Genomic DNA, 26,363 nt, shown 5'->3' with positions numbered 1-26,363 from the left:
CCTACGGGGGTATGCAGGTTTTTTTATTCCTGACTCCTATCGCTATCTTTTCGCGTTTAAATTTACTCAGAGCGGGTACTCACATAAAAGGATTTGATTTTACAACAAGAATGGAGTGGAGAGACATGGAATATACTCAAATCCCGGGAATCGGTATGAAAGCCTCGCGAATTGGACTCGGCACATGGCCGATCGGAGGCGTAATGTGGGGCGGCAGCGACGATAAGGAAGCGATCCGTACCATCCATACAGCGGTTGACAAAGGCATCAATGTGATCGATACCGCTGCCGATTACGGCCTTGGTCACTCCGAAGAACTGATTGGCGAAGCTCTTGCCCAAAGCGGAAATCGGGACAGTCTGATTATTTCCGCCAAGCCGGGCCTGCGCTGGAAAGGCAAAACGATATACAGGGATGGACGCAAGGAGCGTATTATCGAGGAAGTGGAGGAGACGCTGGGACGTCTTCGGACAGACTATATCGATGTATACCTGGTACATTGGCCCGACCCTCTGGTAGATATTGAAGAAACGGCGTAAGCCATGAAAAAACTATATGATGACGGCAAAATCCGCGCGATCGGTGTCAGCAATTTTACGGTTGAGCAGATGGAAGCTTTTCGCTCCGCGGCCCCGCTGCATGCGGCCGAACCGCCGCTGAGTTTGTTTGAACGAGGAGCGCAGGAAGAAGTGCTGCCATGGTGCCGGCAGGAAAAGGTGACGACTTTTCTGTACAGCAGCCTGTGCCGCGGTTTGCTCTCCGGGTCAATGACGCGGGACCGGAAGTTTAAGGGTGACGATATGCGCGGCGGGATGGACCCGAAATTCCAGGAGCCCAGATTCGGCCAGTATTTGGCGGCGGTCGACCAACTGACCCGGCTGGCCCGGGAAAAATACAGCAGATCGATGATCGAGCTGGCCGTTCGATGGGTGCTCGATCAGCCGGGCGTGGGAATCGCTCTTCGGGGGGCTCGGCATCCGGAGCAACTCGAGACGCCGGGAAAAATCGACGGCTGGCATTTGACGGATGAAGATATGCAAGAAATCGACCAAATACTCCGGCAGACGATTGCTGAACCGATCGGACCGGATTTCATGGTGCCTCCGACAAGAGAACAGATGAAGGCAATGGCGCGTTGAGTGAGTGGAGTCAATGACAGGAAATAACCGCACAAAAAGCCGGCGCCGGGAAACCGGACGCCGGCTTTGGAGTTCAATCAAGTGCCTTTATACCGCAGCCATCAGCAGATAGTACAGATTTCTTTCAATTCGCTCCCACATAAGCCGCAAGCAGCTTGGCCGTATTGAATACGGCCTGCTTGTGCGTACGCTCCATGGAGTGGGATGCATGAACACCGGGGCCAATCAGCGCGGCCCGGATATTGGCGCCGCCATGAAGCGCCGCTGAGGCGTCGGAACCGTAATGCGGATAAATATCGACCGCATGAGGGATGCCAAGGCCCTGAGCCAGCTCGATCAGCCGTCCGGTCATCGTATAATCGTACGGGCCGGTGGAATCCTTGGCGCAGATGGATACATCGGTCTCCTTGCAGCTCAAATCGTCGCCCAGGACGCCCATATCGACGGCGATCAGCTCGCTGATTTCGCCGGGAATCCAGGACGCGCCGTGGCCTACCTCTTCATAATTGGAGATCAGCAGAGACAGGTTGTAGAGCGGCTTCCAGCCTTCGCGCTTGATGCTTTCCAGCAGGCCGAGCAGGGCGGCGACGCTCGCTTTATCGTCCAGATGGCGCGACTTGATATAACCGCTTGGCGTGAACACGGGCCGGGCGTCAAACGAGATGAAATCGCCCACGGCGATTCCCAGCTTTAGCACATCGTCCTTGCCTGAAACCACTTCGTCGATGCGGACCTCCATATTTTCTTCCACGCGCTTAATATCACGGGCATCGGCAGGATAGGCGTGGGCGGATGGGCGCGTCGACAGAATCGTTCCGGTATAGGTCTTTCCGCTGCGCGTGTGAATAACGCAGTATTCATTTTCGATGCTGTACATCGTGAAACCTCCGACGGTGGTCAGGCGCAGAGTGCCGTCCGGACGGATGGAACGGACCATCGCTCCGAGTGTATCGACATGGGCGCTCAGTCCGACGGTGCGGGAAGGATCAAGACCGTCAACACTCAGGATAAGTCCGCCTTTTTCGTTCCAGGACATGTTTACGTTAAGCGCTGCAGCCTCCTCGGCGACGAGCTTCAGAACGGCATGGGTGAAGCCGCTTGGGCTCGGCGTTTCCAGCAGTTTTTTAAGAGTGTTCAGGATGTAATCTTCATTGGGCTGAATCGTAAGGATTGGCAAAGGTGGTCCTCCTGTCTATTATCAATTAAACGTGGTCGTTCCTTCGGAAAGGGGGCTGTCGGGTACCGTAACCGCTGTGTTTGCCGCCTCAAGGCCGGCAATTCTTTCCTGCGCCTGAGCCAGCTCGGCAGTCAATGATTTGATCTTCCTCTGCTGCTTGTACTGGCGGAAAATACCATACGAGCCCACAATTACCCCGCCGATCAGCGCGCAGCTGAGTATGACCAGGATCAAGGGGAGCGATACAATGCTGAAACCGAAGTTCACCTGCACCGGATCTACGTTAATGACGGCAAAAAGGGCAATCAGCAGCGCAAAAATCAGGCCGAAAATTATAGACCATTGCATTCTCATAATAAACTTCCTCCTCGGGCAATTTGCGAACCGCCGATTCTAGGGGCCGCTTTACATTATAAAATCCCTTACCCCAAAAAGGGGCAAGGGACGACATGGACTTGCAACCGAAAACGCTTTGAGGCACACGTTTTACTTAGTTAACTGTTCCATCTGTTCGATCACATTCTCGAAGACGCTCATAGCTTCGCGGATTGGCTGCGGCGAAGACATGTCAACGCCCGCTTTTTTCAGAATATTGATCGAATAGTCACTGCCGCCGCTCTTCAAGAAACCGAGATATCGATCAACCGCCGGTTTGCCTTCCTCCAGAATCTGTTTGGAGAAGCTGGTGGCCGCCGAGAAGCCCGTCGCATATTTATAGACATAGAAGCTGTTATAGAAATGCGGAATCCGCGCCCATTCCATATCGATGTCCTTGTCTACGACCATGTCCTTGCCATAATATTTGAGGTTCAGATCATAGTAGATGGCGGACAAATCCTGCGGAGTGAGCGATTCGCCCTGCTCGGCGCGTTCGTGAACGATTTTTTCGAACTCGGCGAACATCGTCTGCCGGAACACCGTTGTGCGGAATTGATCCGCGTAATAGGTGAGCAGATACATTTTTTCCTTCTTGTCCGTCGATTTTTCCAGCAAATAATGCATCAGCAGCGCTTCGTTCGTTGTGGAAGCCACCTCTGCAAGGAAGATCGTATATTGGGCGTCACGGTATTTCAGCGTATTATCCGAATAATACGAGTGAAGGGCGTGCCCCATTTCATGCGCCAGCGTGAACATGCTGTTCAGATTGTCGTTATGGTTCAGCAGCACATACGGGTGCGTGCCGTAGGCTCCCCAGCTGTAAGCTCCTGTGCGCTTGTTCTCGTTCTCGTATACGTCGATCCAGCCGTTGTCGTAGCCTTCCTGGAGCGCCTTCAAATAATCCTCGCCAAGCGGCTTGAGGCCTTCCTTAGTGATTTTTTTGGCTTCGGCAAAAGGAATATCCAACTTGTATTCGTCCACGAGCGGCGCGAACAGGTCGTACATATGGAGTTCATCCACGCCGAGCAGCTTCTGGCGCAGCTTCATATAACGGTGCATCAGCGGCAGACTCTCGTGGATCGTATCGATGAGATTCGTGTAGACCTCTTTGGAAATATTGTCGCCGAACAGCGACATTTCCAGCACGGAAGGATACTTGCGCACCCGCGCATAAAAGACGTTCTTGTTCACGTTGGCGCTCAGTGTTGCGGCGATCGTGTTCTTTTGCTTGGCATACGTTTCGTATACTGCCGTAAAGGCGTTCTTGCGGACTTCCCGGTTCGGGCTCTCAAGGAACTTTATGTAGCTGCCGTGGGTCAGTTCGACTTCCTTGCCGGATTCGTCCTTGATTTTCGGGAATTTAAGATCGGCGTTGTTCAGCATGCCGAAAATATTTTGCGGCGCCTGGGACAGCGTGCCGACCTGCGCGAGCAGCGCTTCTTCCGCTTTGGACAGGACATGGGCCTTCTGGCGCTTCATTTCGGTCAGAGTGAATGTGTACTCCGACAGCGCCGGATCGGCGATGAACTCGTCAAGCTTCTCCACGGGCAGCGCCAGGATTTCCGGCGTCACATAGGAGAGGGCTTCCCCAGCATCCACACTGAGCTTCTTCGCTTTCTGGGACAGCGCCTGGTAGACCGGATTGGCGGTATCTTCATCCTGGCGCATATGGGCGTATACATACAGACGCTCGGTCTTGAGCGACAATTCGTCGTCCAGTTCAAAACATTCTTTCAGCGCGGAAGCGGTGCTGAGTTTGCCCTGGAATTTGGAGGCTTCCTCAATCAACTGCTTCGTTTGATCATAAGTTTTGTCCCATTCCTGCTGTGAAGCGAACATATCTTCAAGCTTCCAGCGGTTCTCGGCAGGCACTTCGTTTCTCTTCAATAATTGTTCCATGGGAATCCTCCTTAATAGATGGGATGATGATTGCGCGGGCTGCCGTCCGGCCGCGGCGGAGGACAAGACCCCCTGCAGTAGGCCGAGCGCGAGCAGCAGTGAAAGAGATCGGGCGGCGAATGGCATGGCTGCGGCCTCCTTAAACTAAAGGTCCGCCTAGTATTCCCCGGCAATCCATATTTATGATTCTATTTCTGCGCTGTTTGCCAACCGTGAACTCGCTAAAGCGTCAGGTCAGCAAGTCAATGATGACGAAAACAAACGCCAGCGCAATCATAATAACCGTGATAAGCGCCATGCTCCTTCTCATTTTGGGGGCAAGGCGGTCTTTGCCCATAATCAGCACGGCTCCCAGGCACAGGACGGCGACGACATAAATCGCAAGACTCTCGTTGTTCACCCACTACACCTGCTTGAACGCTTCAATGATGCGATTATACTCTTCCTGATTATCTTTATAGGATTCCTTGTTGAACCGGTTATTCACCCACTGCATCATGGCAGGACGGCTCATGAAAGTGTGCGTTTCTTCGCCCCATTGGTCCGATATTTCCCGGAGAACGATATAGCGGCCCTGGACTTCAACAGTCATCATATTCCATTTGTCCGTTTTGTATATTTCGTGTTTTTTGATCATAGTAGTCCCACCCTGGCGATATTTGGTTTTGGGTAAATGATAACGCACCGGAGAAGGGAAAAGCAAATAATTCACGCTTAAGTAAAAGATGGATTGCGTTGCCCGGAAGATTAAAGTATAATGTAGATATTCGCCATATATGGCGGTATTTTTAGGAGGTTGTTCACTTGAAAGGTACAGTAAAATGGTTTAACGCAGAAAAAGGCTACGGTTTCATCCAAGTTGAGGGCGGCGAGGACGTATTCGTTCATTTTTCCGCAATCCAAGGAGATGGCTTCAAGACTTTGGAAGAAGGTCAAGCTGTTGAATTCGAAATCACTGAAGGCAACCGTGGAGCCCAAGCCGCTAACGTAACTAAACTGTAATACAAAGCGGAAGGGATCAACCCTTCGCTCTGAATATACTTGATATGGTAAGCTTTTATTAAGGCGCTATCCAACAATGTATAACTCAAGACACAGTTCTCGAATGGGAGCTGTGTTTTTTATTGCTTCTAGAGTTTGATTGAAATTTAAAATAAGGGCCCCGCCAGTCTCTTGAAGGAGACAGCGGGGCCCTTTTGTGTCCTGCGTTTTGCGGGATTTTACTCGACTATGGTCAAAATCTCATCGATCTCTTTGCGCGCAATCATTTTTGGCTGAACGACGGGATGTCCAAGCGCAACGGCCATATTGATCTGCCGGTCCTCGGGAATGTTCAAGTATTCTCTAAGATCCTGTTCCGCCAGCAGCACGGGTCCGGTCATCGGGCAGGTAGCAAGCCCTTTGGCGTGTGCGGCGAGCATCAGATTTTGAACGGACAGGCAGCTGCTCTTGATTCCTTCCTCTGCCCAGATCTCCGGACTGCCGAACTCGAGCGGGTCAAAGATACGTTCCCGGAATTTTGAAGTGTAGGGGGTGGCGAGGCAAATAATCATCGCCGGAGCGCTCCCGAAAGCGGTCGCGTAGGGGCCGAACGACTTCACCATCAGCTTGGCCTCCCGTGCCAGTCCGCGAGTTTCCGCCGCAGCCGCAATTTCGCCCAGCCGTTTCCAGGTAAAGGCTTCGATCGTTTTAATTTTGTCGCGGTTCATCACGGCGATAAATTCCCAGGTCTGCGAGTTGGTGTCGCTGGGAGCAAAGCGGGCGCAGTCGATAATATCCCTTACGTCTTCCGGAAGTACGTCTTCTTCGCTGAAATCCCGGATACTGCGGCGGGACTGAGCCAACTGCTTGAAATCGTCAAAAGTCATTGCGGAATGCCCCTTCCAATATTGTTACCAGGTACTAACACCTGCTGCTTAGTCTATTATAGCGTAACTTCTTACAGGTGAGAAGCATCGGCAGGGGTATGTGAAGCAGGTGCTTCCGGACGCTTCGCCCGGCTGAGCCGTTTCCATGGAACAAGCGCGGACTCGCTGTCCGAATCAACCCAGTATTTTCCGAAAAACCCGGCACAGGCAACGATAGAGAGCAGCATCGCTATGCGATAGAACGGCGCAAGTCCCGCTTCCTGAAAAATAATCCCTCCAAACGTTCCGCTGAGCAGTCCAGATACGCTCGACCAGATGACGGTGAAGATAGCCATTCCCGTCGCCCGCAGATGATCCGGAATAATGCGCGTAATATAGCGGACGGCCGTTACATAAAAGACTCCGAACGTGATGCTGTGCATCAGTTGAATGGCAATCATTCCGCCCGGATGGTGAACGGAGGACATGAGCAGAAACCGGACGGCGTACATCAGGCTGGCCAAAGCGAGCAGAGGCAGCTCCTTGAAACGGTCTCCGTATTTTCCCAGCAGGAACAATACCGGAATCTCGCTTAGGGCTGAAAACAGCAGTGCCCAGCCAATCAGTTCCGCCCCGGCTCCGAGCTGCTTCATACTTACCGTCAGAAAAGCCTCATTCATCCGGTGCCCCAGGGCAAGCACAAATACACAGCCGAAGAACCAGAGAACTTCCTTTTTAAAGAGAATCTGTCTTAAGCCGTCCGATTTGACGCCGGTTGGCAGTGCGTCTTCCATTGCGGATTTATTTGTTGTCCGGTTCGGTTTCTCCGGTTTCGAATCCTGAAGCATCCATGCTGTAAACAGAGACATAATAATGATAATGATACATAGATATACGCTCCACGACGTGCCGAGCGCTCTAAGCAGATAGCCGATTGTCAGGGCAAAGAAAGCGTACCCTATCGAACCGAACACGCGTATCGAAATGAAATTCCGGCCCCGCCGCTCTGCGATTTTGATCGCCATTGTATCCGACAGCGGAAAAACCGGGTAATAGAAGAAGTAAAAGAAGGACAAAATAACCATAACTGAAGAAAATTCGGACGCCTGGGAAAGCAGCACCGCTGTGGCAAGCTGACCGCCAAGCAGGATGACCATAATTTTTCGAATGGTACCGAACCGGTCGCTGATCATACTCCAGAACAGGTTGGAGAGAATTGAGATAAGCGGGCCGAGAGAATATAAATAGCCGACCTGAGCGCTGCTGAATCCCAAATGGCTGTAAAAGAGCGGGAAATAGGATACGGCAAGCACGCTGGTTCCGTAAATGGAGAACATAAACGAACGCAGCCAGTTCTGGTCGGTGAAACTTCCGTCTCTTTGCTTCATAGCTGCATTCCTCCCAATACTTGGCATAGGGACGGATGCACGCATAAGCTGACGGTTAAATTCATGTAAGCACTCCTCTGAAGATGAAATACGGATAGTATATCATAAAGTAATGATAGATTATGTAGTTAATTTGCCTTATTCATGAAAATTCATGAAAATATCCGAGTGATTTTCTTGTTTGTACAAACGTTTGGATCATATTATAATGATTATGATTTGGATAAGGAGACAACAATGTGGAGGCACCGTCATTGAGTGAATTTGAGCAAGGCCGTTCCCTGAGTCCGCGCGGCCCGATTGGATTAATGAGCAGGGTCTACAAGTACGTGCTGCCAGAGGTAAGGAACTGCCTTAATGTCTGGCGCAAGGATGCGGAAGGGATTCCCGATCCCGAGCTTCGGAAGCAAGCGCTCGCAAGTATCGAAACGAAACAGTTTCATTGCGAAGGCGGAGGCATTTACGCCGCGGGCAATTTGCCGATGAGGCATATTCTCATCCCGCTGATTGTCGCCTATCAGACGATAAGCGATTATTTGGACAATCTGTGCGACCGCAGCACTTCTATGAACGCCGAAGACTTCAGGCTGCTGCACCAATCAATGCTGGATGCGATTACACCGGGAGCTGAACCGGTTAATTATTACGCGCTCCGCAGCGAACAAGATGATGGCGGATATTTGCACCGGCTGGTCCGCACTTGCCAGGAAATGATTTCAAGGCTTCCCGGATACGCGTCCGCGGCCCCGGAGATTTCTGAACTGGCCGGATTATATACGGATCTTCAGGTCTATAAGCATATTCGTCCCGATTTAAGGGAAGCTGCGCTTAAGGAATGGTGGGAGAAGAAGCGAAGCAGGGCGCCGCAATTATATTGGAATGAATTTGCGGCGGCGACAGGATCGACGTTGGGTGTTTTTATGCTGTTTTTGGCTTCCTGTGACTCCAGGCTGAGCAAGCCGGACGCTTCATTGATTCGAGCCGGGTATTTCCCGCATTTATGCTGTCTGCATATTATGCTGGATTATCTGATCGATCAGGATGAAGACCGCGCCGGCGGCGATCTCAATTTCTGCAATTACTACGACAATACGGATACCATGCTGAATCGGATTGCTTCAATCGTGGAGTGGGCACGAAAAGATGTTCGGAACATACCTGAGACTCCCCTGCACCGCATGGTCATCGAGGGGCTGCTGGCATTGTATTTATCCGATCCGAAAGTCAGCGAACAGCGGGAGGTTCGCTCTGTCTCCAGAAGGCTGATGAAGAGAAGTCCTCTTACCAGACTGTTTTTCTTTATCAACAGCCGGTGGATACGCAAGCATTTGTATTAGCATTCTAAGGAGGAAACCATTCGTATGGCAGAAGTAAAGAAAATCGCAGTTTTGACAAGCGGCGGAGATTCGCAAGGCATGAACGCCGCTGTCCGCGCAGTAGTACGCAGCGCTCTTTTTTTCGGAGTTGAGGTATTCGGTATTCAACGCGGCTATCAAGGGCTTCTGAACCGGGATATTTTCCCGATGGATATCCGCAGCGTAGGCGACATTATCCAGCGGGGGGGCACGATCCTGCAATCCGCGCGATGTCTGGAGTTTATCCAGCCGGAGGGACAACAGAAGGGTGCCGAAATTTTGCGTGAATACGGAATTGACGGCCTTGTCGTAATCGGCGGCGACGGTTCCTACAACGGTGCCAACAAACTGAGCAAGCTCGGCATAAAGACGATGGGGCTGCCAGGTACGATCGACAACGATATCTCTTTCACCGACTATACCATCGGCTTTGATACGGCTGTCAGCATAGTCGTTGACGCCATCAACAAGCTGCGCGACACGATGTCTTCCCATGAACGTTCTTCCGTGGTCGAAGTCATGGGACGCCATTGCGGCGATATTGCCTTGCATGCGGGACTGGCTTCCGGAGCGGAGACGATTCTGATACCGGAAATGCCATTCGAGCTTGACGAGGTTGCCGACCGTATGCGGGAGAACTTTGCCAAAGGCAAACGCCACAGTATCGTTATCGTGGCCGAGGGCGTAGGTAAGGGTGAAGACATCGCCCAGGCGCTCAAGGACCGCCACGCATCGATCGATGCGCGCGTAACGGTGCTCGGCCATATTCAGCGCGGCGGCAGCCCGACTCCCGCCGACCGTAACCTGGCCAGCCGGCTCGGCGATTTCGCCGTACGCAAGCTGATCGAAGGCGAATCGGGCAAAGCATGCGGCATCATCAACGGCGAGCTTACCCTTACGGATATCGATAAGGTTGTCAATACGAAGAAGGATTTCGACCTTGAGCTGTACAATCTTGCTTCGCGTCTCTCCCAGTAATCATATACGGACAAGCCCTGCGTGTAATGCGCGGGGCTTTTTTGCTGCAATAAAAGCCGGTTTATATCGCCGGACAGGGTAATCAAGGAAGCGGTAGACTGCTGGTCAAAAGCCGTTGATACCCTGTGTTGACGCTTAACACCGCCAAGCGTCCACCGCAGCAGAATGCAAAATACCGCCTCTTTCGCAGATGTTCAGCGGAAGAGGCGGTATCATTTGTGCGGCATCGAAAGTATCGACATGCACTTTATTGAAGCTGCAGTAGGTTAATCAGCCTTCCGCTTTAAATGTGGTGTACTCGGCCGTAAAGCGGCGCTGAACCTTGACCAGCCGCGACAGCAGCAGAATCGCACCGATGGCAAGTCCGGTAATCAAGCCGATCCAGTAACCGTACGCGCCCAGATCCGTATATTCGGCCAAAACATAGCCGACGGGAAGGCCGATAATCCAGTAAGCGACAAAGCAAATAATAAAGGCCGGATTTACGTCCTTGTAACCGCGCAGAACGCCTTGGATAGGCGTTGCAATGGCGTCGGATATCTGGAAAAAAATCGCAAAAATCAGAAAATGCCGGATTAGTCCGATCACTTCCGGATCGGTGGAGTATAAGCCGGCCACATGCCTGCCGGCAAAGAGAAGCACCATCGCAGTCGCCAGCGACATGGCGGCGGCTGAGCTTATCCCTAGAACACTGTATTGGCGCGCATCCTTCAATCTGCCCGATCCCGCCTCGAAACCGACCAGAATGGTTAGACTCATGCAGATGCTGAGCGGAATCATGTACAGTGTGGAAGCGAAGTTGATCGCGGCCTGATGGGCGGCAATCGTCATCGTATCGAATCGGCTCATCAGCAGAGTAACCGTGGAGAAGACGGCCGTTTCAAAAAAAATGGAGAAGCCTATTGGGACTCCGATTACGAGCTGCTCCTTGATGGCTGCCGGAGAGAGCGAATGGAATTTACGGAGAATCCGCAAGCTTTTGAAGGGCTCCGCCCGGTATATAAATAGAAGAGCAACACTAAAAATAACCCAATAAGTGATCGCCGAAGCCACTCCGGCTCCGACACCGCCCAGGCGGGGAAATCCAAAGTTTCCGAAGATCAGCAGGTAGTTCAGTCCGACATTGACGGGCAGGGCAATCAGAGTAATAAACATGGACACCCGGGTCTGTCCGGTCGCATCAATGCAGCTTCGAAGCACAGTATATCCGAACAACGGAATGATGCCGAAGGAAATGGCGGCCAGAAAGCGAAAGGCGATGGTGCGTACTGCGGGTTCAAGGCTCATATAATTGAGGATTGGCCCCAAAGACAGCACTCCAAGCACCAGCACGAGAGCCGATACGATAAGCGACAGCCAGATGCCCTGCATGACTTTGTAGGCGACTTCGCCTTCGCGTTTTTTGCCTATCAGCTGCGAGACGATCGGAGTGAGGCCGATTAATATACCATTCAGTCCGGTTTGGACGGGAATCCACAGGCTGGTTCCGATAGCGACCCCGGCCAGATCGGCGGTGCCGAATTTGCCGGACATGTTCATATCGAAGAACGCAATTGCCGAGAGGGCAATTTGAGTGACAAGAATGGGAAATAAAATATGGAGGAACTGGATTGACTTCTGGCCTAATGATGTCGTTGGTTTCATGAAAGTTTGCCTCTTTATCTAATAGTTTGCAAAAATGGTTAGCATATGGGCACGCGGCGCTTCAAGCGCGTTTTTCCAGCAAAGAACCCGGCATCGGAGCCGGGTCCTCACTTAGCTGTATTCGGTATAGTTGAATGAAGCCGGATAAGTTCAGTATACGTTACTTTTCGTAGTCGACGCCCGATGTATAACGGTTGCTGGCGTTCCATAACAGGAATTCATCGACGTTCTGCTCTTTCAGAGCGCGGATCTGGTCTTCCACCTGCTGCTTGCCGTATTTGATATAATGCCCGCCGCCGAGCCAACTGGCGGTGAAATCCTGAATCCAGGGACGGATCACCGGTTTATAGCTTCCAAGCGGGTTCAGCTTCTTATGGGTGTCAACCATCGAGCCTTTAATAGTTGCATAAGGATTTTTGTCCGGATCTTTAACGTCAAACCAGCCGGTGGAATAATGGCTCGGGTAAACCATGGGACTGATGACATCTACGTTTTTGGAAATTTTCACAAAGTCCTGACCGATTCCCTCGGCTGCCGGAACCGATGCGGCATAACCGAAGATATCGACAGATACGCGCACGCCGAGCGGATTCAGCTCCTGCTTCGCATATTTGACGAAGTCCGAAACGATTTGAACCCGGCTTTTACCGGCGACTTTGGTATATTTCAGCGAATCCGCACGCTTTTCAAAACCTTCGGGGAAGCGAACGTAGTCGAACTGGACTTCCTTAAAACCGAGCTTGACGGCTTCTTTGGCAATTTCGACATTGTATTTCCATACGTTCTCATTGTAAGGATTGACGAAGCTGTCACCGCCTTTGTTATGCCATACGGAGCCGTCGCTCTTTACGAAGGACAATTCCGGGTGTTTCTTCGCGAGGACGGAATCCTTGAAAACAACAATGCGGGCGATGGGATAAACCTCATGTTTCTTGAGCCGCTCCATCAGCTTGCCTATATCCCGGATGAACGGCTGCGGCTTGCCCATTTGCTGCAGTTCGGCGTTATCCGTCTTGTAGGTAATATAACCGGCGTCGTCCTTGATATCGATTACCATTGCGTTCAGTTCCGTTTGATCAATCAAATTCAGGAGTGTATCCATCCGCGAGCCGCCTGCGCTGTACGCTGTGACGTAAACTCCCTTGACTTTGGGAGCGTCCGGCTGAGGATCGGCCATCGGCGCGCCATCGGCGGCTGCGGTTGCACCGGGCAAAGCGGATGGAGCCGGAGTAGCTGTTCCGGCGGTTGTTCCGGTGCCGGAGGATGACTCCGGAGCCTCTGTAGTACCGTTCTGATTCGAGACGATGGCCGTGTTGGCGGCGGATTGAAGCACAGAGGCTACGTCAGCATCTGTCTGGACATTTTGAACGCCTACGCTTCCCAGGGCCATCATCAATATAGCCCAAGTGATGTTCATTGTTTTCTCCCCTTTTATGTACGTTAGCTTAAATTATATAAGAACGTTAAATGTTAAAAAGAACAGGTTTGTAACAATAGTGGAACATTTATCTTTACCTTTTGTTTATAAACAAAGACAGTGGGATTATAACGGTAAAATAAAAAGTAAATGCCGCCTGAACCGGTAAAACGCCGGTCCAAGCGGCAATCTAAAACCTTGTAATTCTTATTGAAGATACGCAGAATCCTGATGCTCGCAAATGCTGTACTGAATGATGTCCATCGCATCAGCAGAGTCCAAAATGCTCAGCCCGTCCCGCAGAACGATCATGGAATCGAGTTCGTCCTGCTTGAGAAACGGCATCATATCCGGATACCACTTCATGACGATTTCTAACAGTTTTACCGTTTCCATTTCCACAGTAATCACCCTTTCCTTTTTCGAATGTTGCTGAACTTGCATTCAGGTTTCACCCAGAAAAACGACAAGTGCCTGGAAAAGAGGGCAAAGAAGAATCTTCATGAGCATTATATTGACTTCTGCGCATCATTAATATATCACAATTTTAAAGTAAGTGCATCCTTTAACAATCATCTTTTGCGGAAAGAGCCTAGAATGCCAACGGTTTCCAAAATATTGACAAAAGCCTGCGGATCGCTTTCTTTGATGATCCGTTTGAGCTCGGCCAGCTCGTATCGGGTCGTTACAGTCATTAGCATATCCTTTTCCGTGTGGGAATACGCGCCTTCGGTCTTGATTTTGGTTACGCCTCTTTGGAGACCGAGCAGATGCTGAAGCATTTCGTCCGTCCGGTTCGTTACAATAAATACGGTCACTTTGATATGGCTGACATGGATCAGATCGACCACCCGGCCGGTTACATACATGGAGGCCATAGAGGCCAACGCGATGTTCCAGTTGTTCTCAAGATAACCCGCGGCGAGGATGACGAGCGCATTCAGGGAAACGAGTACGTTGCCGATCGGAAAATCTCTGTGCCGGCTGATAATCGATCCCAGAATGTCGAAACCGCCGGAAGAACCGCCGACACGGAACGAAATCCCGCAGCCGATTCCGACGAGCACTCCGCCGAATACGGAAGCGAGCAGCATGTCCGAGACGAGCGGTGTGACGGGAATCATTTCAATGAGCCATGTCGCAGCGGCGACCGACGCGATGCTGAACACGATGAAACGCCGGCCGAGCTGAAACCATCCGGCGATCAGGAGCGGAATGTTGAACAGCAGATACAGCGGACTGACGCCCAGCGGCGTAAAGTAGCTTGCCAGCATGGACAGGCCGGAAACACCCCCGCTCAACAGGCGGTGGGGAATCAGGAACAGATTGAAGCCGGCGGCAATCAGTCCGGAGCCGAATACGACGGCAAGAAGGTTTAAGCAGTATCTAAGCAAGCAAATCACCTACCGAAGTATAATGTAAAAAAGTATGCAAACGATGTAAAAACGAATGAAAGGAATACGCTGGTATTCCTCTTCGAGTTTGTGATATAATGTATAGGATATTCTTGAGTAGAGCGTTACAATGAACTTTTTGCATTGTTTCGAATGTGAAGCTACTGTTGTTCGGGCCAATTGGAGCACCTGATGAAAGGACGGCCTGCCGTCCCCTTACGCGAAACCATGCAGAGTTTTCGGCATGATTGGACACCATATAAATGTTTGCCGCTACTTAAGAATACAGACAAGCATGTGGAATGTCCACTGTATAGAAGGAGCATGAATAATTTGAAAACATTTGCAGAATTTGACTTGGAGCCAAAAGTGTTGCAAGCCATCACAGAGTTGGGATTTGAAGAGGCGACCCCAATTCAATCGCAGTCGATCCCAATCGCGATGACAGGAAGAGACCTGATCGGACAAGCTCAGACCGGTACTGGGAAAACGGCAGCCTTTGGAATTCCTCTTATCTCTAAAATTTCCCGTGACGAAGAAAAAATCGCGGCGTTGATTATGACACCGACCCGTGAACTTGCCATTCAGGTCGCGGAAGAAATCGGAAAGCTCACCCGCTTTAAGGGACTTCGTTCCCTGCCGATTTATGGCGGACAAGACATCGGCCGTCAGATCCGCGGTCTCAAAAAGAAACCGCAGATCATTATCGGTACGCCGGGCCGTCTGCTTGACCACATCAACCGCAAGACGATCCGTCTGGACGACGTACAGACCGTCGTGCTTGATGAAGCGGACGAAATGCTGGATATGGGCTTCATGGAGGATATTCAGTCCATCCTGAAGCTGGTTCCGGAAGAACGGCAGACGATGCTCTTCTCGGCCACGATGCCTCCGAACATCCAGCGTCTTGCCCAGCAGTTCCTGAAGAACCCCGAGCATGTATCCGTCATTCCAAAGCAGGTCAGCGCGCCGCTGATCGATCAGTCTTACATCGAGGTTCCGGAGCGCCAGAAGTTCGAAGCGCTCAGCCGTTTGATCGACATGGAATCGCCTGAGCTTGCGATTGTGTTCGGCCGCACGAAGCGCCGGGTTGACGAACTGTCTGAAGCTTTGCAAAAACGCGGTTATTCCGCAGACGGCCTGCACGGCGACCTGTCGCAGAACCAGCGCGACGCGGTTATGCGCAAATTCCGTGACGGCAGCATCGACGTGCTGGTCGCAACCGACGTTGCGGCCCGCGGTCTTGACGTTTCGGGCGTAACGCATGTCATCAACTTTGACCTTCCGCAGGACCCGGAGAGCTATGTTCACCGGATCGGCCGTACCGGACGGGCCGGCAAAGAAGGCTCGGCTTGGTCTTTCGTTACTCCGCGTGAGATTGATCACCTTCGTCTGATTGAACGTGTAACCCGTCACCGCATTGCGCGCAAACCGCTGCCGACGATGGCCGAAGCGATTGAAGGCAAACAGCGCGTTACAGCCGAACGCCTGATGGACACGATGGAGAACGGTGATCTGAACGAGTACAAGGGCATCGCCATCCAGCTGCTTGAGCAGTACGATTCCGTTCAACTGCTGACTGCGGCAATCAAGCTGCTTACCGGAGAGAAGAAGGATTCCGATGTCCAACTGACACCGGAAGAGCCGATCCGCGTCAAACGCCGCGGCGGCAAGAACGACATCCGCAGCGGTCGCAAGCCTAGCGGCGGCTACGGCGGTAACCGTGGCGGCTACGGCGGCGGTAGCGGTGGCGGTGGCTACCGTGGCAACCGAGATGGCGGCAGCCGCGGTGGTTACAGCAGCGGCGGTGCTGCTGGCGGCGCTGGCGGAGGCTACAAAGGCAACCGTGACGGTAACACCAGCCGCGAAGGCTCAAGCTACCGCGGCGGGGAACGCAAGTCCCAACGTCCGGGAGACGGCGAGCGCCGCACGGCAAAACGTGAGGACTCTTTCGACATTTAAGTCCGGACCTGGGTTGACAAGCCCTGGCGGCAAAGAAGACGGTGCGCATCGATGCGCACCGTCTTCTTTTTGAATTATAAAAATTAAACGAACATAGTACGAGCCATGATGACAAGCAGGATGAACGGTACCAGAATCGTGCCGGTCGAAGTCCAGGCGCCGTAGCCAACAGGTGCGCTCATGGTATACTCTCCTTTGTCAAAAACGGTAATAGTCAGGGTTACGATTTTAATATATGGGTATATGGCGATTTTGCATGGGATGCTTAGACCTCTGCCCAAACTTGTGAACTTGGGCTATGGAAATGGCCCGATAAAATAAGGTATAGTTAAGGTACGCAGTAGCGAAGAGACAGGAGGAAGTAAAGTGGAGTTTAAAGGAGCAATGGGCGGGCTGTACCGCATTACGGAGTGGATTTCACGCATTGCGTTCAGCAATGTGCTGTGGACGATATGTTCGTCTCCGTTCTTATTTTTTATCGTTATGAAGTTCATATTGATGGCGACGGGCCAAGGGGGAGTAAACGAGCAGGTCACATTAAACTGGGGGCTTGCCATCACAGCTCCGTTTACTGTTTTTCCGGCAACGTCCGCACTGTTCACGGTTGTCCGCAAGTGGGTGATGGGCAATACGGACGTCAGCACGTTCAAGACTTTTTTTAAAGGGTATAAAGAAAACTACCTTAAGAGCATGCTCGGCGGTTTGATCTATACGCTGCTGTTCTTCGTGATGTATTTCGATGTGACGATTTATATGACGCGGATGCCCGATTTTAAAATCGTTGGGATTTTGATGCTTGTTCTGATGATTGTGCTGATGGTATCGATGTTTAACTTCTTCTCCGTCGTGGTTCACTATCAGATGACCTTCAAGCAAGTAATGAGCAATTCCATTCTGCTGACCATTGCCCGCCCGATCCGGGTGTTTACAACTTTAGTGGCAGGTGCCTTGCTCGCCTTTATCGGATTGAAATATCCTGCGCTTTATTTTGTTTGTATTCCTTCGCTGATTGCAATGGTCGCTTTCTTTAATTTTTATGCTACCTACAACAAGCTGCAGCTTCAGGCAGAGCAAAAGAAACAGCGGGACGAGGAAGCTCTCGAGGCTGAAAACGGCGAAGAAACAGAAGATTCGGTACGGCTTTCGGAAAATGTCGACTTATCCAAAGACACGCAGGATGAAGAGCGTACCCGGCCCTAGTTCAGGACTTCGGGGGAAGGGAGTTTCCGTTGGGTTCACGCAAACATAATCTCCATGTAAAATAAAGCGCATACAAGGTTTACTTTTTCGTTAAAACGCAATATAATAAGACTAAATCCTGCGATGTACGTTATCGGCTGCTCGTTGTTTTGAACCAATGATAATGTCTTGGGAGATCTATATGAAGCGCAGCTGAAAGGCCCTGTCTATATGACATGGGGACTTCAAAAACGCAACTGCGGTCACCCACCTGCTATTGCAGGTTCAGAAGACACTGTAGCCGGACGGCATAGGCGGGTTTTTCCTTTATCACTTACGAAGGCGCCACTTACCCTAACGGGAGAAGGGCGCTTTCTTTTTTTGTCGAAATGCAGTGGGAGAAACAAGCATTTTACTTTTGTTCCGGGAGCAACAGTGATACACTTGGAATAGTGAACTTGGGATATGAGGAGGAAGTATGTTGTCTTTAAAAAGAAACTTGGTAGGCTTGTTCCGCAGTCATGAAGGAACGAGCGACCGTGCCAAAGAACCTGCTCTGAAAACGCGGTATTACAACCTCACCAAAGAAAAAGGATGGGAGGAAGTGTCATCCACACTGAAGAAAATTCCAGGCTTTAAAGTACTGCATGAGGTTCAATCCGTAGGTGAAATCACCCTGGAGAAAAAAACGCCTTTCGGCCGGACGCTGGATATTACCGTTTCCGTGCTGAATACGTCGCCGACACGCTGCGCGGTCGATATTTATTCGGCATCCCGGGGCTCGCTCGGCGATTTGGGAGCCAACTATCGCGTCATTCAACGACTGTACGAGTCGATGGACAAGAAGATCGGCAAATTTAAACTCGATTGAATCCTTTTCCGGTATTTACCTTAAACAAGCGTGCATTGTATGCGCTTATATTATGAAAGAAGCGAATTTCCCCCGGGCTGACGGTGGAGGAAATCGTCTTGTTTTTGCTGTAAAAAAGCGGAAGAAGGTTGATCAGCCTTCTTCCGCTTTTTTAAACATGGATGTCTATTTTCCGCAGCTTACAGCAAGCTCTTGACCGCGCCGATCGCTGCTTCGTAATTCGGGTGTTCAGCCATTTCGTTTAGATATTCCACATAAGTAATCTTGTTGTCTTTATCTAGAACGAAAATGGATCGCATGTCCAATTTGAATTCCTTGATCAATACGCCGTAGGCTTCGCCGAACGCGTTCGTTTTGTAATCCGATAGGGTAATGACACGGTCGATGCCCGCAGCGCCGCACCAGCGCGCCTGTGCGAACGGGAGATCGGCGCTGACTGTCAGAATGGCGACACCGTCGCCCAGTTCAGCAGCTTCGCTGTTAAATCGGCGGGTCTGCGCGTCGCAAACGCCAGTATCAAGGGAAGGAACAACGCTGATCAGCTTTATTTTTCCACTGAAGTCCTTTAATGTGGCTTCCTCTAGCAGGCTTTTGCTGAGGACAAAATCGGGAGCCGAATCTCCTACTTGGAGCTGCGGCCCTACAAGAGTGATCGGACTTCCTTTAAAGGTGGCTACGCCAGTTCTTTCTTGAGACACTGATTATTCCTCCTTAAATTGGAAAATTGGATTGTTGCTGTTCCAGTAAATTATAATCTTTTTAATGAGACCATGTCCAACCGGGGACGTACATAGAAGAAGGAAGAAGGAGGGTGAGCCATGATATTCATTCGGTATGAGAACTGGAAGAGCTATCTTAAGTTTTATCCCGTTACCAGCCTAATCCTTATCGCCAATATCGTAATGTTTCTGGTGCTGACGCTGAACGGCGGTTCGACCAATCCCTATACGCTGCTTCGATTCGGAGGGATAGTGGATTCTGGACAGCAAAAATGGGAGCTGTGGCGGTTGGTTGCCTCTATCTTTCTTCATAACGGATTTACCCACCTGTTGTTCAACAGCTTTGCGCTCCTGGTATTTGCGCCGCCACTGGAACGGCTTATGGGCTGGTGGCGTTACGCGCTGTTGTATGTAATGGGCGGTGTTGTCGGCAATATTCTGTCCTTGGGAGCATGGGGAGACGGTCCGCAGGCGGTGGTGACCGTTTCGGTCGGTGCTTCAGGGGCAATTTTTGCCGTGTATGGCGCGTTTCTGTATATTGCCCTGCTCCAAAGGTCTATGATGGACGAAGGCTCACGCAAGACGCTTTACGTTCTGCTGGCGTTGGGGGTTATAATGTCCTTCACTAGGCAAAATGTGGATTTGATCGCGCATATCGGCGGGTTGATCGGCGGATTTTTTCTGTACGGCCTTAGTATTCGGGTCTTTCCCAGCAGGCGGCAGCGATGACAAAGATAACCACCATAGAAAGAAGCGTAAGACGGAGGCGAATGCGGCGTGGAGCTTAGACAACTGCAGTACTTCTTGAAGGTTGCCCAAAAAGAGCATGTCACCCGAGCGGCGGAGGAGCTGCATGTGGCGCAGTCGGCGGTCAGCCGGCAGATCCGCCTGTTAGAGCAGGAGCTGGGCGTTGATTTATTCATGCAAAAAGGAAGGAATTTGCAGCTGACTCCGGTAGGCCAGCTGTTTTGCAAGCGGGTGGAATCGATTCTTAAGGATCTCGACCGGTCTGTGGCCGAAATCCATGAATTTCTGGACCCGGAACGGGGAGAAATCCGGATCGGCTTTCCGCACAGCATGGGAACGCATCTGATTCCGGCCATCGTTGCCGAGTTTCGGCAGCATTACCCACATGTTAAGTTCCGGTTCAAGCAGGGAACCTATCCCTCCTTAATCAAGGATGTGCTCTCGGGTGAGGTGGATCTGGCTTTCATATCGCCCTGCCCGGACAGCGACGATCAATTGACCGGAGATGTGGTGATGACCGAAGAGCTGTTCGCCATCCTTCCTCAGAATCATCCGCTTGCCGAGGAGAAGGTTATAAGGCTGGAGCAGCTCAAGGAAGAACAGTTCGTGCTGTTCAGTCCTGGCTACTCGCTGCGCCCTATCGTTTGGCAGGCCTGTCTGAAAGCGGGCTTTACACCGCAGCTTGCGTTCGAGGGCGGAGAGACGGATACGATACGCGGTCTGGTCGCCGCGGGAATGGGGGTAAGCCTGCTGCCGGAAATGGCGTTGTTCCAGACAAGCTCGCTTCAGCCGGCTCAGGTGAAAGTGGTGGAGCCCGCGGTTACCCGCACAATCGGGCTCATTCACCGTTCCGACGGCAAGCTGCCGCTCGTCGCCCGCTCGTTCAGAGCTTTTCTGCTGACTTATTTCAGAGTACGGCAAAATAATACCCCGGTCGGCTCCTAGAGCCTCCCGGGGTTTGTTGTGTTTCACAAGGTTAATAGCGGTTTGAGAGTCAGTCTCGATTGCTGTTGTAAACCATAATCAAGCGGAGCAGTTCGAGCACGGAAACTAGAGCGGCGGCAACGTAGGTCAGCGCTGCGGCATTAAGCACTTTGGCGACTCCGCGTTCCTCTTCATTCCGGATAAAGCCTTCCTGGACCATAACTTGGCGGGCGCGGTTGCTCGCATTGAATTCCACCGGCAGCGTCACAAGCTGGAATGCGACGGCCGCCGAGAAGAAGATGATGCCTAGCCCGATCAAGTTCAAAGAACTGAACAGGAAGCCGGCCAGCAGCATGAACGGAGCGACGCCCGAAGCGAAATTTACAACTGGGAACATCCGGTGGCGCAGCACAAGCATCGGATAGTGAACCTTATGCTGGATGGCGTGGCCCACCTCGTGACAGGCTACGGAGACCGCCGAGATGGAACGTTCGTAATATACAGGCTCAGACAAGCGGACAACCCTGTGAATCGGGTCATAATGGTCGGTGAGGGCGCCCCGGATGGGTTCGATCGGAACATCCCCGAGACCGTTCGAATCCAGCATGCGTCTCGCGGCATCGTAACCGGTCATTCCGCTCAGGTTCGCAACTTGTGACCATTTGTTGAACGTTCCTTTTACCCTGAACTGCGCCCATAACGAGAAAAGAAAGGCTACTATTATTAATAGGTACATCATGTTCATTCCTCCAATTTTTGATCGGTTGATTTACATTGGAGGCCCTTGAGCCAGCAGAATGCGGATCGCTTCGATGCAGGCGGCTCCCTGCGGGATCAGATGGGCCAGCGCCCGTTTGGCCTGTCCCGGCTTCAACTGGCTCAGCGCCGGTTCAAGCGCCTTGACCTCGCGCTGAAGCTGCTGCATATGGGCCTCAAGCTCGGCCAGCTTGCCGGATACATCGACATCGGCTGTCGCCGTGTTCCACTTGGCTATTATGGACTTGATTTCTTCCAATGTATATTTTTCTTGTTTCAATTGATTAATACGTTCCAGGATACCCAAGGTTTCATGGCTGTAAAGCCGGTAATTTTTCATACTCCTTGTTTCCGGCTGGATTAGTCCGAGCTTGGTATAATAATCGATGGTACGCTCGCTGATACGAGCCGCCTTAGCCAGTTCGCCGATCCGATACAGGTTCATATCCCCATGCCGTTCACCTCACAGTCATAAATTTTTAGGCCATGGCAGGAAAAAGGCCTACTTTCTTGATGTATGATAATGATATCAACCGTAAACCGTACAGTCAAACGTCATACTTTCATAAAGTATATGTGGTAAACTCTTGATTGATGTTGCTAAATATTTACTGAAAATTTATTTCTCTTTTCGTGAAAAATACTCTTGTCAATTTTGATGCGTTTTGCTTATAATGACATTAAGAGTTTCATGCTTTGTTAGAATATATTACATAGGGGAGTGGGGAGTAATGAAGAGAAAGTGGTTATGTTTTGTGTTAGCGATGCTAACATTAACGATTTACCCGGTCAGCGCTTTTGCAGCTGACGGTCCTACGGCTCCGGACCTGCAAATCGGTCTGGACACAGCATTTACTTATTTGGCTTTTATCCTGGTATTTTTTATGCAAGCTGGCTTTGCCATGCTTGAAGCGGGTTCCGTTCGAATGAAGAACGCGGGCCACGTTGCCGGTAAGACCGTTCTGACGCTTGCGATTGCAAGCATTTGCTTCTGGGCTCTCGGCTTTGGCCTTGGCTTCGGTAACGGCAACAGTTTCTTCGGCACGTCGGGCTTTGGATACGGCGGTGATTCGATGGCTTCGTCCTTTGACTCGCTGGCATTCTCCGACGTAACCTTGAACGTGAAATTCCTGTTCCAAATGGCGTTTGCGGCTGTTTCGCTTGCCATCGTCTCCGGTGGTATGGCTGAACGCGCGAAGCTGAGCGTATACATTATCTTCGGTATTCTTTTCTCCGTCTTTATTTATCCGGTTGTTGCTCACTGGGTATGGGGCGGCGGCTGGCTGGCAACGATGGGCATGCAGGATTATGCTGGTTCGACAGTAGTCCATCTGACGGGTGCAACGGCTGCGGTAGTAGCAACGATCTTGCTGAAACCTCGTCTTGGCAAGTTCAACAAAGAAGGCAAGCCGGTTATTATTCCGGGGCATAACCAAGTATTCACGGTTCTCGGCGTTATCATTCTGTGGTTCGGCTGGTTCGGCTTCAACCCCGGCAGCGCACTGAGCCCGATGGGCGGCTTCTTCGGATATGTAGCCTTGACCACGAATATTGCGGCGGCAGCCGGTGGTCTTGCGGCTCTGGTAGCTTCCTGGCTGTACTTCGGCAAGTCCGACATTCCTGCAATGCTGAATGGCGTTTTGGCCGCTCTCGTAGCCATTACCGGCGCCTGCGCCTTTGTTGAACCATGGGCAGCTTTTGTTATCGGTATCGTTGCCGGCGCCTTTACATTCATGACTTCGCAATGGCTGGAACGCGCGGGTCTTGACGATCCGATCTATGCGTTCTCCGTACACGGCATCGCCGGTATGTGGGGTGCGGTATCCACTGGCTTGTTCGCGACTCCTGAGCTTGTTGAAACCGTAGGTATCGGTAAAGCCGGTCTGTTCTATGGCGGCGGCGTACACCAGTTGGGCGTTCAGGTTCTGGGCGTAATCGGAACTTTTGCCTTCGTTGCCATCTTGTCCTTTGTCTTCCTGTATATCATGAAGCTGGTAAGCGGCATTCGCGTTACGGAAGAAGAAGAATTGATGGGTCTGGATATCAGTGAACATGGTACTTACGGATATCCTGAGCAAATGAAGCTGATTTCGGAATCCGAGACCTCGAAACACTAATCATATTACGAACATTTGGGAGGCGGACCGAGTGACACCGATGGAGTCTGACGATTGGGACTATAAAGCAATTTATACGTCCATCGTAACTTCCGGTTCGCCGCAGGAGCTTAAGACAAGGCGTGTCGCCTGTCAAAGCAATCTCCTCAAACAGTTGAATGTTATCCCGATAGAGGAATGGATGCTGCGCGTCAATGCGATGCACGATGCTATTGCAGAAGCGGCAGTTGCTTTATCCGAGGCGCAGATGATTGAGGCGGGCCATGGCCCGCCTCCCTGCGCTTATTCCTTTATTGTTTTCGGCAGCGCGGGAAGAAAAGAAACGACGTTGTGGAGCGATCAGGATAACGGGCTGATTATTGAAGGGGAACCGGAGGAAGCGAAGGAGAAGTATTTTGAAGAATTCGGCATCAGGCTTTCCTTACTGCTGGCTGATTCCGGATATGAGAAATGCGAAGGCAAGGTCATGGTTTCCGAGCCGTTGTGGCGGAAGACTCTGATTGAGTGGAAAGAACAGCTGACGGGCTGGAGAACCCAGTTTGAATGGGAACCTATTCGATATCTTATTATTTGTTCCGATATGCGTCATATCGCGGGAGACCGCAGTCTCTCCGAGCAGTGGCTGGATTTTTATCATGAAGGATTCGTCGATAATCCCAAGCTTTGGACGGCCGTTCTTCGCAATACCGTCCGTCACAAAGCGACGCTCAATCTGCTCGGGCAGGTGCTTACCGAACGATTCGGGGATCATGCGGGCGGATTTGACGTCAAATACGGGCTGTATATTCCATTGGTTAACGGTGTGAGATATTTTTCTTTGCAGCATGGAATTCGCGAGACCTCGACATTGGAAAGGCTGGAGGCGCTGAGCAAGGAATTCAATCATTTGCCGGAAGGCGTGCGGAGCGCGTTCCTGACAGCGCTGAAGATGAGGGTCAACACTCCCTATTCGGTTCAAGACGGTCTTTTGTCCAGCAGCGATTTTGCATCTGAAAATGAACTGAGGAACAGGCGGCTGATGTCAGAGCTGCGAGATAGCCTGCTGCTTGTAAGACGCATACATCGCGTCCTGCAGCGCCAGCTCCGGTCAGCGGAAAGGAGACAGCTATGAAGGAGCCGAACAAAGGCGGCGGGTTCTGGAACAACCTAAGACACGGCGGAATGCCGTCTGCGATCGCTTCGATTCGTGGCGGAGAAACGGCGCAGCAGACCGCGCAACAAATGGCTTTTATCCGCTCTCTGATGCGGGAGAAACGCCGTCCGGAGGTACTGCATACGCCCTTATCCGAGCTTGAAACGGTTGTGTTCGATTTGGAGACGACGGGGTTTTCAAGCCAGCATGGGGATGAAATTCTGTCTTTTGGAGCCATAAAGGTTGTCGGTGAGGAAATCAAGGAGGAAGATTGCTTTTATACGCTTGTGAATTGTAGTACCTCCATTCCATCGAAAATTACCGATTTGACGGGAATTACCGAAGAAATGTGCAGGATGGCGCCTTCGCTTATTGACGGACTTCATAATTTCATGACTTTTGTGGGCAAAAGGGTGCTGATCGCCCACGCGAGCGCTCACGACAAAGCTTTCCTAAATGCGGCGCTCTGGAAAACGTCAAAGGTCCAGCTTACCCACCGTGTGCTGGATACGATGATGCTAGCGCGCTGGCTGGAGCCAACCCGAAGCAACTACACGCTAGACGAGCTGCTGGCGGTTCATGGCATACCGATTCACGGAAGGCATAACGCGCTTGAAGACGCCAAGATGACGGCAAGGCTCTGGGTGGCTTATCTGCGTGAAATCGCCCAGCACAAGAAGGTAGAGACATTGGGAGAGCTATATGCCTACTTGAGCAGAAGCTGAACCTGGGACTGAATCAGGGAGAAGGATAGCGCTCCGTCTCCGATTCTGGTGCGTTTAATATTGTACCCGTTCAAATGAAAGGGATGCTCGGGTTCTGAACCTGGAGCTCCAATCAAATATACCGCAAAATGGTCATCCAGTCCGCTCAGTCCGTCGAAATCGGCCGGAGAAGGCTGGGGGAGCGTCCGCGGATGGGAGTGGAACAGGCCAACTGGAGGCGGCGTCAAATAAAGCGCCGAAATCCAGTCGGCCGGATGGGGAACGAAAGTATGCAGCGGGTCAGGCGCTACGTTGCGCATGGGCACATAGGTGTCGATGAGCATGCCGCCCGCTGCGGCAGCACCCAGCAGGACGCCGCACGCTTCGTGCGGAAGAGCGGATGCCAAATGCTTCCCCAGCGCTTGGTATACGGAAGGTTTCAGCCATATGGGCGGGACTTTTCCCTGGATTGCTGTCATTGTTCACCCCTCTCTCTTCATTGGGTTTCGTCCTGGACGAAATCCTCTTTTTTTTGTCCGGATTCCGGATTTAAGTAGAGTAATCTTATTCATCGCATGATTTGCTTAAAAATATACACAGCTCTCGACTTGTTTATTTCCGCCTTGGCGGTTTGAA

At 51.5% G+C, this 26,363-nt stretch carries 28 protein-coding genes, 1 other RNA gene and 1 pseudogene; 14 read left to right on the top strand and 16 right to left on the bottom strand.

Annotated features, from left to right (window positions below):
• Positions 1-125 precede the first annotated feature (125 nt).
• Positions 126-1,139 (top strand): annotated as a pseudogene (locus EH198_RS13310) (aldo/keto reductase).
• Positions 1,140-1,263: 124 nt separating this feature from the next.
• Here the strand turns inward: EH198_RS13310 and EH198_RS13305 are convergent.
• From EH198_RS13305 to EH198_RS13290, 5 genes are all read right to left on the bottom strand, one after another.
• Positions 1,264-2,310, bottom strand: coding sequence for a M42 family metallopeptidase (locus EH198_RS13305; protein WP_124696068.1), 1,047 nt, complete (start codon positions 2,308-2,310; stop codon positions 1,264-1,266).
• A 27-nt stretch (positions 2,311-2,337) separates the two neighbouring features.
• Positions 2,338-2,670: a LapA family protein gene (locus EH198_RS13300; protein WP_124696012.1), complete on the bottom strand. Its 333-nt coding sequence runs from the start codon at positions 2,668-2,670 to the stop codon at positions 2,338-2,340.
• Positions 2,671-2,802: 132 nt separating this feature from the next.
• A complete protein-coding gene (gene pepF / locus EH198_RS13295; protein WP_124696011.1) occupies positions 2,803-4,593 on the bottom strand; it encodes an oligoendopeptidase F in 1,791 nt (596 codons plus the stop codon).
• A gap of 229 nt (positions 4,594-4,822) precedes the next feature.
• Positions 4,823-4,993: a hypothetical protein gene (locus tag EH198_RS24665; protein WP_179035248.1), complete on the bottom strand. Its 171-nt coding sequence runs from the start codon at positions 4,991-4,993 to the stop codon at positions 4,823-4,825.
• 3 nt (positions 4,994-4,996) lie between these two features.
• The gene (locus tag EH198_RS13290; protein WP_124696010.1) at positions 4,997-5,230 is read right to left on the bottom strand and encodes a hypothetical protein; all 234 of its coding nucleotides are present in this window, start codon (positions 5,228-5,230) and stop codon (positions 4,997-4,999) included.
• 167 nt (positions 5,231-5,397) lie between these two features.
• Between EH198_RS13290 and EH198_RS13285 the strand changes: the two genes are divergently transcribed.
• Positions 5,398-5,595, top strand: a complete 198-nt coding sequence (locus EH198_RS13285; RefSeq protein ID WP_124696009.1) for a cold shock domain-containing protein — start codon at positions 5,398-5,400, stop codon at positions 5,593-5,595.
• A 218-nt stretch (positions 5,596-5,813) separates the two neighbouring features.
• Here EH198_RS13285 and EH198_RS13280 read toward each other — a convergent pair whose 3' ends face one another.
• Both EH198_RS13280 and EH198_RS13275 read right to left on the bottom strand, forming a co-directional pair.
• On the bottom strand, positions 5,814-6,461 hold the full coding sequence (locus EH198_RS13280) for a nitroreductase family protein (RefSeq protein WP_124696008.1): 648 nt from the start codon (positions 6,459-6,461) through the stop codon (positions 5,814-5,816).
• A 71-nt stretch (positions 6,462-6,532) separates the two neighbouring features.
• Positions 6,533-7,828, bottom strand: a complete 1,296-nt coding sequence (locus EH198_RS13275) for an MFS transporter (protein ID WP_246014280.1) — start codon at positions 7,826-7,828, stop codon at positions 6,533-6,535.
• Between the two features lie 254 nt (positions 7,829-8,082).
• Here EH198_RS13275 and EH198_RS13270 point away from each other — a divergent pair, with 254 nt between their 5' ends.
• The gene (locus EH198_RS13270; RefSeq protein WP_185702876.1) at positions 8,083-9,165 is read left to right on the top strand and encodes a tetraprenyl-beta-curcumene synthase family protein; all 1,083 of its coding nucleotides are present in this window, start codon (positions 8,083-8,085) and stop codon (positions 9,163-9,165) included.
• 24 nt (positions 9,166-9,189) lie between these two features.
• On the top strand, positions 9,190-10,161 hold the full coding sequence (gene pfkA / locus EH198_RS13265) for a 6-phosphofructokinase (protein ID WP_124696007.1): 972 nt from the start codon (positions 9,190-9,192) through the stop codon (positions 10,159-10,161).
• Between the two features lie 270 nt (positions 10,162-10,431).
• Here the strand turns inward: pfkA and EH198_RS13260 are convergent, their stop codons facing one another.
• From EH198_RS13260 to EH198_RS13245, 4 genes are all read right to left on the bottom strand, one after another.
• Positions 10,432-11,805, bottom strand: coding sequence for an MATE family efflux transporter (locus EH198_RS13260; protein WP_124696006.1), 1,374 nt, complete (start codon positions 11,803-11,805; stop codon positions 10,432-10,434).
• 160 nt (positions 11,806-11,965) lie between these two features.
• The gene (locus tag EH198_RS13255) at positions 11,966-13,222 is read right to left on the bottom strand and encodes a putative glycoside hydrolase (protein WP_246014278.1); all 1,257 of its coding nucleotides are present in this window, start codon (positions 13,220-13,222) and stop codon (positions 11,966-11,968) included.
• Between the two features lie 207 nt (positions 13,223-13,429).
• Positions 13,430-13,618: a hypothetical protein gene (locus EH198_RS13250; protein WP_124696064.1), complete on the bottom strand. Its 189-nt coding sequence runs from the start codon at positions 13,616-13,618 to the stop codon at positions 13,430-13,432.
• Positions 13,619-13,794: 176 nt separating this feature from the next.
• Positions 13,795-14,616, bottom strand: a complete 822-nt coding sequence (locus EH198_RS13245) for a YitT family protein (protein ID WP_124696005.1) — start codon at positions 14,614-14,616, stop codon at positions 13,795-13,797.
• Positions 14,617-14,949: 333 nt separating this feature from the next.
• On the opposite strand from EH198_RS13245, the gene cshA reads away from it, so the two are divergent.
• Entirely contained in the window at positions 14,950-16,578 is a 1,629-nt protein-coding gene (gene cshA / locus EH198_RS13240; protein WP_124696004.1) for a degradosome RNA helicase CshA, read from the top strand.
• An 83-nt stretch (positions 16,579-16,661) separates the two neighbouring features.
• Here the strand turns inward: cshA and EH198_RS13235 are convergent, their stop codons facing one another.
• Positions 16,662-16,760: a dihydroorotate dehydrogenase gene (locus EH198_RS13235; RefSeq protein ID WP_124696003.1), complete on the bottom strand. Its 99-nt coding sequence runs from the start codon at positions 16,758-16,760 to the stop codon at positions 16,662-16,664.
• A 184-nt stretch (positions 16,761-16,944) separates the two neighbouring features.
• Here EH198_RS13235 and EH198_RS13230 point away from each other — a divergent pair, with 184 nt between their 5' ends.
• The 4 genes from EH198_RS13230 to EH198_RS24660 all read left to right on the top strand — a co-directional run bounded on the left by EH198_RS13230 (position 16,945) and on the right by EH198_RS24660 (position 18,824).
• Complete coding sequence (locus tag EH198_RS13230; protein WP_124696002.1) at positions 16,945-17,778, top strand: YesL family protein; 834 nt, start codon at positions 16,945-16,947, stop codon at positions 17,776-17,778.
• Between the two features lie 112 nt (positions 17,779-17,890).
• Positions 17,891-18,082: non-coding RNA, 6S RNA (gene ssrS / locus EH198_RS13225), on the top strand.
• A 156-nt stretch (positions 18,083-18,238) separates the two neighbouring features.
• On the top strand, positions 18,239-18,628 hold the full coding sequence (locus EH198_RS13220; protein WP_124696001.1) for a DUF1499 domain-containing protein: 390 nt from the start codon (positions 18,239-18,241) through the stop codon (positions 18,626-18,628).
• Between the two features lie 52 nt (positions 18,629-18,680).
• A complete protein-coding gene (locus tag EH198_RS24660) occupies positions 18,681-18,824 on the top strand; it encodes a hypothetical protein (RefSeq protein WP_185702874.1) in 144 nt (47 codons plus the stop codon).
• On the opposite strand, the gene tpx is transcribed toward EH198_RS24660, so the two are convergent.
• Complete coding sequence (tpx, locus tag EH198_RS13215) at positions 18,808-19,326, bottom strand: thiol peroxidase (RefSeq protein ID WP_124696000.1); 519 nt, start codon at positions 19,324-19,326, stop codon at positions 18,808-18,810. The two genes, EH198_RS24660 and tpx, sit on opposite strands and share 17 nt — an antisense overlap.
• Before the next feature lie 120 nt (positions 19,327-19,446).
• Between tpx and EH198_RS13210 the strand changes: the two genes are divergently transcribed.
• The gene (locus tag EH198_RS13210) at positions 19,447-20,076 is read left to right on the top strand and encodes a rhomboid family intramembrane serine protease (RefSeq protein WP_124695999.1); all 630 of its coding nucleotides are present in this window, start codon (positions 19,447-19,449) and stop codon (positions 20,074-20,076) included.
• Positions 20,077-20,124: 48 nt separating this feature from the next.
• The gene (gene gltC / locus EH198_RS13205) at positions 20,125-21,039 is read left to right on the top strand and encodes a glutamate biosynthesis transcriptional regulator GltC (RefSeq protein WP_124695998.1); all 915 of its coding nucleotides are present in this window, start codon (positions 20,125-20,127) and stop codon (positions 21,037-21,039) included.
• Between the two features lie 49 nt (positions 21,040-21,088).
• On the opposite strand, the gene EH198_RS13200 is transcribed toward gltC, so the two are convergent.
• Complete coding sequence (locus EH198_RS13200) at positions 21,089-21,763, bottom strand: zinc metallopeptidase (protein WP_124695997.1); 675 nt, start codon at positions 21,761-21,763, stop codon at positions 21,089-21,091.
• A 24-nt stretch (positions 21,764-21,787) separates the two neighbouring features.
• The gene (locus EH198_RS13195) at positions 21,788-22,219 is read right to left on the bottom strand and encodes a MerR family transcriptional regulator (RefSeq protein WP_124695996.1); all 432 of its coding nucleotides are present in this window, start codon (positions 22,217-22,219) and stop codon (positions 21,788-21,790) included.
• Between the two features lie 286 nt (positions 22,220-22,505).
• Here EH198_RS13195 and EH198_RS13190 point away from each other — a divergent pair, with 286 nt between their 5' ends.
• The 3 genes from EH198_RS13190 to EH198_RS13180 are packed head-to-tail and all read left to right on the top strand — an operon-like array spanning position 22,506 to position 25,748.
• Positions 22,506-23,891: an ammonium transporter gene (locus EH198_RS13190; protein WP_124695995.1), complete on the top strand. Its 1,386-nt coding sequence runs from the start codon at positions 22,506-22,508 to the stop codon at positions 23,889-23,891.
• A 40-nt stretch (positions 23,892-23,931) separates the two neighbouring features.
• On the top strand, positions 23,932-25,002 hold the full coding sequence (locus EH198_RS13185) for a DUF294 nucleotidyltransferase-like domain-containing protein (RefSeq protein WP_124696063.1): 1,071 nt from the start codon (positions 23,932-23,934) through the stop codon (positions 25,000-25,002).
• Positions 24,999-25,748 carry an exonuclease domain-containing protein gene (locus EH198_RS13180; RefSeq protein WP_124695994.1) on the top strand — a complete coding sequence of 250 codons (750 nt, stop codon included), beginning with the start codon at positions 24,999-25,001 and terminating at the stop codon, positions 25,746-25,748. The genes EH198_RS13185 and EH198_RS13180 overlap by 4 nt, the downstream gene beginning before the upstream one ends.
• Here EH198_RS13180 and EH198_RS13175 read toward each other — a convergent pair.
• Complete coding sequence (locus EH198_RS13175; RefSeq protein WP_124695993.1) at positions 25,730-26,206, bottom strand: M67 family metallopeptidase; 477 nt, start codon at positions 26,204-26,206, stop codon at positions 25,730-25,732. The two genes, EH198_RS13180 and EH198_RS13175, sit on opposite strands and share 19 nt — an antisense overlap.
• Positions 26,207-26,363 lie beyond the last annotated feature (157 nt).

The organism is Paenibacillus rhizophilus, from assembly GCF_003854965.1.
Taxonomy (GTDB): Bacteria; Bacillota; Bacilli; order Paenibacillales; family Paenibacillaceae; genus Paenibacillus_AQ; species Paenibacillus_AQ rhizophilus.
The sequence above is the reverse complement of the archived record's forward strand: the minus strand, read 5'-3'. Positions and strand labels throughout refer to the sequence as shown.

Coding starts and splice junctions, on each gene's coding strand:
- EH198_RS13300 (WP_124696012.1), bottom strand. CDS start 2,670: ATGAGAATGCAATGGTCTATAATTTTCGGCCTGATTTTTGCGCTGCTG.
- pepF (WP_124696011.1), bottom strand. CDS start 4,593: ATGGAACAATTATTGAAGAGAAACGAAGTGCCTGCCGAGAACCGCTGG.
- EH198_RS13290 (WP_124696010.1), bottom strand. CDS start 5,230: ATGATCAAAAAACACGAAATATACAAAACGGACAAATGGAATATGATG.
- EH198_RS13280 (WP_124696008.1), bottom strand. CDS start 6,461: ATGACTTTTGACGATTTCAAGCAGTTGGCTCAGTCCCGCCGCAGTATC.
- EH198_RS13275 (WP_246014280.1), bottom strand. CDS start 7,828: ATGAAGCAAAGAGACGGAAGTTTCACCGACCAGAACTGGCTGCGTTCG.
- pfkA (WP_124696007.1), top strand. CDS start 9,190: ATGGCAGAAGTAAAGAAAATCGCAGTTTTGACAAGCGGCGGAGATTCG.
- EH198_RS13260 (WP_124696006.1), bottom strand. CDS start 11,805: ATGAAACCAACGACATCATTAGGCCAGAAGTCAATCCAGTTCCTCCAT.
- EH198_RS13255 (WP_246014278.1), bottom strand. CDS start 13,222: ATGAACATCACTTGGGCTATATTGATGATGGCCCTGGGAAGCGTAGGC.
- EH198_RS13250 (WP_124696064.1), bottom strand. CDS start 13,618: ATGGAAACGGTAAAACTGTTAGAAATCGTCATGAAGTGGTATCCGGAT.
- EH198_RS13235 (WP_124696003.1), bottom strand. CDS start 16,760: ATGAGCGCACCTGTTGGCTACGGCGCCTGGACTTCGACCGGCACGATT.
- EH198_RS24660 (WP_185702874.1), top strand. CDS start 18,681: ATGAAAGAAGCGAATTTCCCCCGGGCTGACGGTGGAGGAAATCGTCTT.
- EH198_RS13210 (WP_124695999.1), top strand. CDS start 19,447: ATGATATTCATTCGGTATGAGAACTGGAAGAGCTATCTTAAGTTTTAT.
- EH198_RS13200 (WP_124695997.1), bottom strand. CDS start 21,763: ATGAACATGATGTACCTATTAATAATAGTAGCCTTTCTTTTCTCGTTA.
- EH198_RS13195 (WP_124695996.1), bottom strand. CDS start 22,219: ATGAACCTGTATCGGATCGGCGAACTGGCTAAGGCGGCTCGTATCAGC.
- EH198_RS13190 (WP_124695995.1), top strand. CDS start 22,506: ATGAAGAGAAAGTGGTTATGTTTTGTGTTAGCGATGCTAACATTAACG.
- EH198_RS13185 (WP_124696063.1), top strand. CDS start 23,932: ATGGAGTCTGACGATTGGGACTATAAAGCAATTTATACGTCCATCGTA.
- EH198_RS13180 (WP_124695994.1), top strand. CDS start 24,999: ATGAAGGAGCCGAACAAAGGCGGCGGGTTCTGGAACAACCTAAGACAC.
- EH198_RS13175 (WP_124695993.1), bottom strand. CDS start 26,206: ATGACAGCAATCCAGGGAAAAGTCCCGCCCATATGGCTGAAACCTTCC.